Origin of the sequence: Curtobacterium sp. B18, assembly GCF_000333375.1 — a bacterium.
Taxonomy (GTDB): domain Bacteria; phylum Actinomycetota; class Actinomycetes; order Actinomycetales; family Microbacteriaceae; genus Curtobacterium.
This window is the reverse complement of sequence record NZ_BACZ01000281.1, coordinates 1-9,039: the sequence shown is the minus strand read 5'-3', so window position 1 is coordinate 9,039 and position 9,039 is coordinate 1. Positions and strand designations below refer to the sequence as shown.

The following is a 9,039-nucleotide window of genomic DNA, read 5'->3' as shown; positions in this document are numbered from 1 at the left end:
CTGACGCAGGTCGTCGCCCTCCGTGCCACGACCCCGTCGGACGTCGCCGAGACCGAGCAGCGGTCCGCCGAGGACGCGGCAGCGGACGCGGAGGCGACCCGATGACGGACGTCCGTGTCGACGGCTCGGCCGAGCCGCGCCTCCAGTCCGACGGCCAGGAGGCGCGACCCGCCCTGCTCACGCTCGTCACGCCCGGCGGTGCGCCGGTCTGCGAGGGCGACTCGTGCTTCGTGCCCGGCGCCGAGGGCGACTGGACCGAGGTCCCCGACTGAGCGGGCGCTCGCGGCGCTCCGGCGTCGGCGAGTGCCCGCCGCGCCCGTGTCGAACACTGCGCCCCGTCGTCGCGGGGCGCAGTGTTCGTCGGAGGCGCAGTGTTCGTGGAAGGGCGCAGTCCGGCCACCAGGACCGTTCGCACGCGGCGTCGCGCGGCGCCGCACGGTGACGACTGCGCGGATGCTAGCGGACGGGCTCCTCGTCGGTGATGTCGGCGACCGTCGCGCCGTACGCGGCGACCAGGTCGTCGGCGGCGACGAAGGCGCTCGCGCCGTGCCGGCCGGCGCCGAGCGCGACCCGGCGTCCGACGATGCGCTCGTCGGCGTAGACCGGCAGGTCGCCCGTCGCACCGATCGGGGTGATCGTGCCGCGCTCGTAACCCGAGGCCTCGAGCGCCGTCGCCGCATCCGGCATGGACAGCTTGTTGACGCCGACGACGGTGCGGAGCTTCTTCCAGGCGATGGCGCGGCCGCCGGGCACGAGGGCGAGGAGGAAACCGCCGTCGTGCCGCTTCACGACCAGGGTCTTCACGATGTCACCGGGCTCGATGCCGAGCAGCGCTGCTGCCTCGTGCAGGGAGCCCGCCGCTGGGCGTTCGACGACGTCGACCCGGAGGCCACGGGCCCGTGCGTCGGCGTCGAACCGGGTGATGGCGTCGGTCGTCATGTGGAGAACGCTACCGGCGCGCACCGACGTGGGAGAATGGGAGCCGTATGACGATCTCTGACGCACCCGGGACGGCGACCCGTCCGGCGGAAGCCCCTGCGCATCGGCCCCATCGAGGTCGACGTGCCGGTCGTGCTCGCGCCGATGGCGGGCATCACGAACATGGCGTACCGCCGGCTCTGCCGCGAGTACGGCGCAGGACTCTACGTCTGCGAGATGATCACGTCACGTGCGCTCGTCGAGCGGACGCCCGTGTCGATGCAGCTCATCCAGCACCGCGAGTCCGAGACGCCTCGGTCCATCCAGCTGTACGGCGTAGAACCGAACACGGTGGCCGAGGCGGCGACGATCCTCGTCGGAGAAGACCGTGCCGACCACATCGAAGTCAACTTCGGGTGCCCGGTGCCGAAGGTGACGCGGAAGGGCGGGGGAGCAGCCCTGCCGTGGAAGCTCGACCTGTTCGAGGAACTCGTCAAGAAGACGGTCCGAGCTGCCGCAGACGTGCCCGTCACCGTGAAGATGCGCAAGGGCATCGACGGCGACCACCTGACCTACTTCGACGCCGCCCGCATCGCGCGGGACGCCGGGGTCGCGGCCGTCTCCCTGCACGCCCGTACCGCGAACGAGCACTACTCAAGGGCACGCGGACTGGTCGGCGATCGCGACCCTGAAGGAGACCATCACCGACATCCCGGTGCTCGGCAACGGTGACATCTGGTCCGCCGCCGACGCCCTGCGCATGGTCGACGAGACCGGCGCGGACGGCGTGGTCGTCGGTCGCGGGTGCCTCGGGCGGCCGTGGCTGTTCGGCGACCTCGCGGCGGCGTTCCGTGGCGAGGGGCTGCGCTACATGCCGACCCTCGGCGAGGTCGCGGTCGCGTTCAAGCGGCACGCCGAACTGCTCGTCGAGTTCTTCGGCAGCGAGGAGCACGGCTGCCGGGACGTCCGCAAGCACGTCGCCTGGTACTTCAAGGGGTACCCGATCGGCGGTGACGTCCGGTCCGGGCTCGCGATGGCGTCCAGCCTGCAGGAGATCGACGACCTGCTCGGCCAGCTCGACCGCGACGCGCCGTACCCGGGCGCCGACGCCGAGGGTCCCCGCGGACGCGCCGGTCACCCGAAGCGCACGGCCCTGCCGGACCGCTGGCTCGAGTCCCGCGACGTCGACAGCGAGTTCCGTAAGGTCCTCGCCGCCGCCGAGCTGCACCACAGCGGCGGATGAGCGCCACCGCCTCGTACGGGCCCGCCGACGCCGAGCGCTGGCTGCCCGAGACCCACGGGAACCGTCGGTCCGACTTCGCGCGCGACCGTGCCCGGCTCCTGCACTCGAGCGCGCTCCGGCGGCTCGCCGCGAAGACCCAGGTGCTCAGCCCGACGACCGGCCTCGACTTCGCACGGAACCGCCTGACCCACTCGCTCGAGGTCGCTCAGGTCGGCCGCGAGCTCGCCGACTCGCTGGGGCTCGACCCCGACGTGGTGGACACCGCCTGCCTCGCGCACGACATCGGCCACCCGCCGTTCGGGCACAACGGCGAGACCGCCGTGAACGCGTGGGCGGCGGGCATCGGCGGGTTCGAGGGCAACGCGCAGACCCTGCGGCTGCTCACCCGGCTCGAGCCGAAGGTGTACGGCCCCAGGGTCGGTGCTCCGGACGACGAGGACCGTCCGTACGGGCTGAACCTGACCCGGGCCTCGCTCGACGCCAGCTGCAAGTACCCGTGGCCCGCGGCCCAGGGCGTGTCCGAGTCGTCCTCGGGTCGCACCAAGTTCGGCTTCTACGACGACGACCACGACGCGTTCGAGTGGCTCCGCGCGGGGGCACCCCGCCGGCAGCGCTGCATCGAGGCGCAGGTGATGGACCTGTCCGACGACATCGCGTACTCGGTGCACGACTTCGAGGACGCCGTCGTAGCGGGCTTCATCGACGTCGCGGCGCTCGGGGACCGCGTCGGCGAGAACGACATCGTGTCGGCGATGCACGCCTGGGTCGGGTCGGACCTCAGCCGCGACGAGCTGCTCGAGGCCTTCGACCGGCTCCGCTCGCTGCCGCTGTGGATGACGTCCTACGACGGGTCGCGTCGGGACCTCGCGCGGTTGAAGAACCTCACCTCGCAGCTGATCGGTCGGTTTGCGCGGACGGCGACGGCGGCGACGCGGGAGTCCTACGCGTCGGGCTCCCTCGTGCGGTTCGCGGCGTCGGTCGTGACGCCGCCCGAGATCATCGGCGAGATCGCGGTGCTCAAGGGCATCGTCGCGGCGTTCGTGATGACGCAGGGCGACCGGCAGCCCGTGTACGAGGACCAACGGCGGATCCTCACCGAGCTGCTCGATGCCCTCGCGGCGACCGGCAGCGCCGACCTCGAGCCGGGCTTCGCGGCGGACTGGCGCGAGGCGTCGGACGATGCCGGCCGGCTGCGGGCCGTGGTGGACCAGGTCGCGAGCCTGACCGACCAGGGGGCGTTGGCGTGGCACAAGCGGCTCGTGGTCGGGGACCGCGAGCGCGTGCACATCCCGGTCTGACCCGGGGCGGCCGGGCGGGGCGCCGCGCCCCGGATCCGCGCCGCGCCGGGGTGGCAACGAAGCGCGGGCGCGCCCTGGCCCGATCCGGAGTGGTGGGTCGTGCCCTGGACCCGACCCACGGGCGGTGCCTCGCCTTCGTGGCGGGGCCGAGCCGCGCCTCCCGGCCATGTCCACAGATCCCGCGACGGTCAGCCGTCGTCAGCGGCGGGAACTAGGATCGAGGGGTGGCTGGGAGGATCGCGCGGAACGACATCGACGAGGTCCGCTCGCGTGTCAACATCGCCGACGTCGTCGGCGACTACGTGACCCTGAAGTCGGCCGGGGTGGGGTCGCTCAAGGGCCTCTGCCCCTTCCACGATGAACGCTCCCCGTCGTTCCACGTCCGTCCGCAGGTCGGCCGGTACCACTGCTTCGGGTGCGGTGAGGACGGCGACGTCTTCGACTTCGTCATCAAGCAGGACCACACCACCTTCCAGGAAGCCGTCGAGCGGATGGCCGCGAAGATCGGCTTCACGCTCCACTACGAAGAGGGCGACGGCCCCCGGACCGACTACAACGCCCGGGCCCGGCTCATCGCCGCGAACGAGGCGGCGCAGCAGTTCTACGTGTCGCAGCTCACCACGGCGGCGGCCGAGCCGGCACGCCAGTTCCTCGGTGAGCGCGGGTTCGACCCGGCGGCGGCGCAGCACTTCGGCGTCGGGTTCGCCCCGAAGTCGTACGACGCGCTCCGGGACCACCTGCGCGGCCGTGGGTTCACGATCGACGAGATCGTCTCGGCCGGACTCGTCAGCCAGGGCGACCGCTCGCCGTACGACCGGTTCCGCGGGCGGCTGATGTGGCCGATCCGCGACGTCACCGGGGCGACGATCGGCTTCGGCGCGCGGCGGCTGCTCGACGACGACAAGGGACCGAAGTACCTCAACACGCCCGAGACCCCGATCTACCACAAGAGCCAGGTGCTCTACGGACTCGACCTCGCACGGCGGGACATCTCGAAGCAGAAGCAGGTCGTCATCGTCGAGGGGTACACCGACGTGATGGCCTGCCACCTCGCCGGCATCACGACCGCGGTCGCCACATGTGGCACGTCCTTCGGCGTCGACCACATCAAGGTGCTGCGGCCGATGCTCGGCGACTCCGCGAGCCGCGACCTCTCGCAGCTCGGCAACATCGTCTTCACGTTCGACCCGGACGAGGCCGGGCAGCGCGCGGCCTCGCGGGCCTTCGCGGAAGAGAGCCGCTTCGCCTCGCAGACCTACGTCGCGGTGGCGCCGGGCGGACTCGACCCGTGCGACCTCCGGCTGGCGCGGGGAGACGCCGCCGTCACCCGGCTCATCGAGACCAAGCGGCCGATGTTCGAGTTCATCATCCGCCGCCGCCTGGCAGCACACGACATCGAGACGGCCGAGGGGCGCGTCGCCGGGCTCCGCGACGCCGCACCGGTCGTCGCCGGCATCCGCGACCGCACGCTCGCCACCGCCTACACGCGCGAGACCGCCAAGTGGCTCGGCCTGGACATCCCCGAGGTCCGCCGCGCGGTCGAGAACGCCCGCCAGCGAGCGGGGTCCTCGTCGAACGACCACCGCCCAGGAGGCGCGGCACCGGCCACGCACACCGGCTCCAGTGGCGAGGCGGTCGCCGTCCCCGACGAGCCCGTGGCCGGGCTCCGGCTCTTGCCGAACGACCCGATCACGCGCATGGAGCGGGACGCGGTGATGGCGATGGTGCAGCAGCCGGGGCACGTCGGCGCGCCGCTCCTCGGGCTCGCGGCCGCCGCGACCTTCTCGGCACCGATGTTGTCCGTGGTCCGCGACGCCGTGGTCGCGAACGTCGACGCGATCGGCGCGGGGGACTGGCTCGAACGCCTGCTGCAGGACGTGCCGGGGCCGTTCCGGGGACTCGTGCAGGAGCTCGCGCTCGCGCCGATCCCGGCCCGCACCGACGAGGACCTCGCGCTCTACGCGCGGAGCATCGTCGTCGCGCTGGTCGAGCGGGACCTGTTGGCGCGCAAGGCATCGCTCCTCGGGCAGCTGCAGCGGGCGGACCCGAACGAGCAGGCCGACCGTCGCGCGGAGATCCAGCGGCAGCTCGTGGACATCGACGCGCAGCGGATGCGGTTGCGCGCGGACGCCGAGGCGGCAGCGAACTCGTAGGCGCCCGCCGCGCCTCCGGTCGGGCCGAGGTCGCCCGCCGAGGTCGCACGACGCGTCGTCTGCGTGTCGCGGAGGTCGCACGACACGCCACGTGCGTGTCGCCGAGGTCGAGTGCCGAGGTCGCCCCGCCGAGGACGCACGACGCGCCACCTGCGTGCCGCCGAGGTCGCACGAACGGCCGGTCGGGAGCGCTCGGAGCGGCACTTCGTGCGACCTCGAGCCGGCCACGCGCGCGACGCGAGCGGGCACGCGGGCGAGATGACCGGAGCGTCACGAGGGGGTGTGGTGCGGACGGGCGCCGCGCCTCCAGGGTGCCCGGCGGGCCGCCGAGGTCGCACGACGCGCCACGTGCCAGTCGCCGAGCGGGCGGAACACGCCGCGTGCGGGGCGTCGAGCGGGCGGAACGGGCCGGGTACCGGGCGCGAGCGGGACGTACTTCGCCCGCTCGCGCGCGGGGCGCCGAGCGGGCGGAACACGCCGCGTGCGGGGCGTCGAGCGGGCGGAACGGGCCGGGTACCGGGCGCGAGCGGGACGTGCTTCGCCCGCTCGCGTGCGGGGCGCCGAGTGGGCGGGACGCGCCGCGCGCGGGGCGCCGAGTGAGCGGGACGCGCCGCGCGCGGGGCGTCGAGCGGGCGGAACGCGCCGGGTACCGGGCGCGAGCGGGACGTACTTCGCCCGCTCGCGTGCCGCGGCGACCGCCGGGCCCATCCAGGCCGCCGGCCCCGGCGTTGCAGGACGCAACAATTGTGCGCGGCGCGCCGCACTCCGGCGCACGGATGATGCGCCACCAGGCGCTCCCGCGCATTACAGCGGTGTAAACAAATCTCCCTCGGTTCGTGGAGTTCCGTGACAGGGTGATAGCAATGAGCGTTCCTGGCCGGGCACACAGACGATCGACCTCCCGCCCAGGACCCTTGCATTCATCACCAAGAGAGGCATCGGACATGGCATCCGTGACCAAGTGGGGCAAGCGCGGCATCGCGCTCGGCGCCGGAGTGGCAGCGACGGCGCTGGTGCTCAGCGGCTGCGCGAGCAGCAGCGTGAGCGACACCGCCCTGAACGGCATCAGCATCGGGACGACCGACAAGATCACGTCGCTCGACCCCGCGGGCTCGTACGACAACGGCTCGTTCGCCGTGCAGAACCAGGTCTTCCCGTTCCTGATGAACACGCCGGTGGGCAGCCCCGACGTGAAGCCGGACATCGCGGAGAGCGGTGAGTTCACCAACGAGACGACGTACACGGTCAAGCTCAAGAGCGGACTGAAGTTCGCCAACGGGAACGACCTCACGTCGAGCGATGTGAAGTTCTCGTTCGAGCGCGAGCTGAAGATCAACAACGAGAACGGCCCGCAGTCCCTGCTCGCCAACCTCAAGAGCATCGACACCCCGGACGACACGACCGTGGTGTTCAACCTCGACCACGCCGACCAGACCTGGCCGCAGGTGCTCTCGAGCCCCGCCGGCCCGATCGTCGACGAGCAGGTCTTCTCGGCCGACAAGCTCACGCCGGCGGCCGACATCGTCAAGGGCAAGGCGTTCGCCGGGCAGTACTCGATCAGCTCCTACAAGGAGAACGACACGATCCAGTACAAGGCGAACAAGAACTACGACGGCCTCCTGGGCAAGCCGAAGACCGACGAGGTCACGGCGAGCTACTACACCAAGGAGACCGACCTGAAGCTCGCCGTCCAGAAGGGCGATGTCGACGTGGCATACCGCTCGCTGACGCCGACCGACATCGCCGACCTCCGCAAGGACGACAAGGTGAAGGTCACCGACGGCCCCGGCGGCGAGATCCGCTACCTGGTCTTCAACTTCAACACGCAGCCCTTCGGCGCGAAGCAGTCGGACGCCGACGAGACCAAGGCCCTCGCCGTGCGCCAGGCCGTGGCCGACGTCGTCGACCGCGAGAAGCTCGCCAAGGACGTCTACAACGACACCTACTCCCCGCTCTACTCGATGGTCCCGGACGGCCTCACCGGTGCCGCGAAGCCCTTCGAGGAGCTCTACGGCGACGGCGACGGCGGCGCGGACGTCGACAAGGCGAAGGAGACCCTGTCGAAGGCGGGCGTCACCGGCAAGGTCCAGCTCGACATCCAGTACGCACCGGACCACTACGGTTCGACGTCGGACGACGAGTACGCCGAGCTCAAGACGCAGCTCGAGAACTCCGGCCTGTTCACCGTGAACATCCAGTCGACGGTCTACACGACCTACGCGCAGGAGCGCACGAAGGACGCCTACCCGGTGTACCAGCTCGGCTGGTTCCCGGACTTCTCGGACGCCGACAACTACCTGTCGCCGTTCTTCACGAAGGACAACTTCGTGCAGAACCACTACGACGACCCGACGATCCAGCAGCTCATCTCCGAGGAGCAGCAGGAGTCCGACAAGGACAAGCGCGCCGACCTCATCGAGCAGGCGCAGGAGCGTGAGGCGACGCAGATCTCGACGCTGCCGCTGCTGCAGGGCAAGTCGGTCGCCGTGGCGGCCAAGGACGTCAAGGGCCTGACCCTCGACTCCTCGTACAAGTTCCGGTACGCGACCCTCTCCAAGTAAGACCGGTTCCGGCCCACGGGGGCGTTCCCACGAGGAGCGCCCCCGTGACCGCGTCCCCAACGGCACCGAAAGGCACCCGTCCCCGTGACCCTCAGCACCCCAGAGGCGAGCTCGGAACTGGCCACCGACCCCACCAAGCCCGAGGCACAGCGCAGTGCCAAGAGCAGCGGCGGCGGACTCGGCCGGTACGTCCTCGTCCGGTTCCTCCTCATCTTCCCGACCGTCTTCATCCTGGTGACGCTCGTGTTCTTCCTGATGCGTGTCATCGGGAACCCGATCACCGCCTCCGTCGGCGGCCGCCTGACCCCGAGCCAGCTGCAGGAGCGCCTGCACGCCGCCGGCTACGACCGCCCGGTGCTCGTGCAGTACGCCGAGTACCTCGGCAACATCTTGCGCGGCGACTTCGGCACCACCGCGACCGACAACCGGCCGATCACCGAGATCATCGTCACGTACGGCGGCGCCACCGCGGAGCTCGTGTTCTACGCGCTCATCGTCGCGCTGCTGCTCGGCATCCCGCTCGGCATGCTCGCCGCGTACATGCGCGACAAGTGGCCGGACGTCCTCTTCCGCGCGCTCGCGATCCTGACCTACGCGACGCCGGTGTTCTTCGGTGGCCTGCTGCTCAAGCTCGTCTTCTCGGTCTGGCTCGGGTGGCTCCCGCTCGGCGACCGGGCCTCGACCCGGGTGTCGCTCGTCCTCGACAACATCCCCGGTGCGACTGGCATCTACCTCATCGACGCCCTGCGCACCGGCAACGCGCAGATCATCGGCGACGTGCTGGCGCACGCCGTCCTGCCGGCGTTGACGCTCGGCCTCCTCAACGCCGGCATCTTCCTGCGCCTGGTCCGCGCGAAACATGATCG

At 71.3% G+C, this 9,039-nt stretch carries 5 protein-coding genes and 3 pseudogenes; 7 read left to right on the top strand and 1 reads right to left on the bottom strand.

The window, feature by feature from the left end; genetic code table 11:
- Nucleotides 1–101: 101 nt before the first annotated feature.
- Nucleotides 102–272 carry a hypothetical protein gene (locus tag I5E_RS25300; protein WP_022906396.1) on the top strand — a complete coding sequence of 57 codons (171 nt, stop codon included), beginning with the start codon at nucleotides 102–104 and terminating at the stop codon, nucleotides 270–272.
- Nucleotides 273–456: 184 nt separating this feature from the next.
- Here I5E_RS25300 and I5E_RS07265 read toward each other — a convergent pair whose 3' ends face one another.
- Nucleotides 457–939, bottom strand: coding sequence for an aminoacyl-tRNA deacylase (locus I5E_RS07265; protein WP_022906395.1), 483 nt, complete (start codon nucleotides 937–939; stop codon nucleotides 457–459).
- A gap of 57 nt (nucleotides 940–996) precedes the next feature.
- On the opposite strand from I5E_RS07265, the pseudogene dusB reads away from it, so the two are divergent.
- The 6 genes and pseudogenes from dusB to I5E_RS27325 all read left to right on the top strand — a co-directional run.
- Nucleotides 997–2,161, top strand: a pseudogene (gene dusB, locus I5E_RS21380) (tRNA dihydrouridine synthase DusB).
- On the top strand, nucleotides 2,158–3,459 hold the full coding sequence (locus tag I5E_RS07255) for a deoxyguanosinetriphosphate triphosphohydrolase (protein ID WP_022906394.1): 1,302 nt from the start codon (nucleotides 2,158–2,160) through the stop codon (nucleotides 3,457–3,459). The pseudogene dusB and the gene I5E_RS07255 overlap by 4 nt, the downstream one beginning before the upstream one ends.
- Nucleotides 3,460–3,683: 224 nt before the next feature.
- On the top strand, nucleotides 3,684–5,612 hold the full coding sequence (gene dnaG / locus I5E_RS07250; protein WP_022906393.1) for a DNA primase: 1,929 nt from the start codon (nucleotides 3,684–3,686) through the stop codon (nucleotides 5,610–5,612).
- 944 nt (nucleotides 5,613–6,556) lie between these two features.
- On the top strand, nucleotides 6,557–8,173 hold the full coding sequence (locus I5E_RS07245) for an ABC transporter substrate-binding protein (protein ID WP_022906392.1): 1,617 nt from the start codon (nucleotides 6,557–6,559) through the stop codon (nucleotides 8,171–8,173).
- An 84-nt stretch (nucleotides 8,174–8,257) separates the two neighbouring features.
- Nucleotides 8,258–8,515 (top strand): annotated as a pseudogene (locus I5E_RS27330) (ABC transporter permease); the annotation flags it as partial.
- A 183-nt stretch (nucleotides 8,516–8,698) separates the two neighbouring features.
- A pseudogene (locus I5E_RS27325) lies at nucleotides 8,699–9,039 on the top strand (ABC transporter permease); the annotation flags it as partial.

What these genes read in the sequence shown, in the direction of transcription:
- I5E_RS25300 (WP_022906396.1), top strand. Translation starts at nt 102, where the DNA reads ATGACGGACGTCCGTGTCGACGGCTCGGCCGAGCCGCGCCTCCAGTCC.
- I5E_RS07265 (WP_022906395.1), bottom strand. Translation starts at nt 939, where the DNA reads ATGACGACCGACGCCATCACCCGGTTCGACGCCGACGCACGGGCCCGT.
- I5E_RS07255 (WP_022906394.1), top strand. Translation starts at nt 2,158, where the DNA reads ATGAGCGCCACCGCCTCGTACGGGCCCGCCGACGCCGAGCGCTGGCTG.
- I5E_RS07245 (WP_022906392.1), top strand. Translation starts at nt 6,557, where the DNA reads ATGGCATCCGTGACCAAGTGGGGCAAGCGCGGCATCGCGCTCGGCGCC.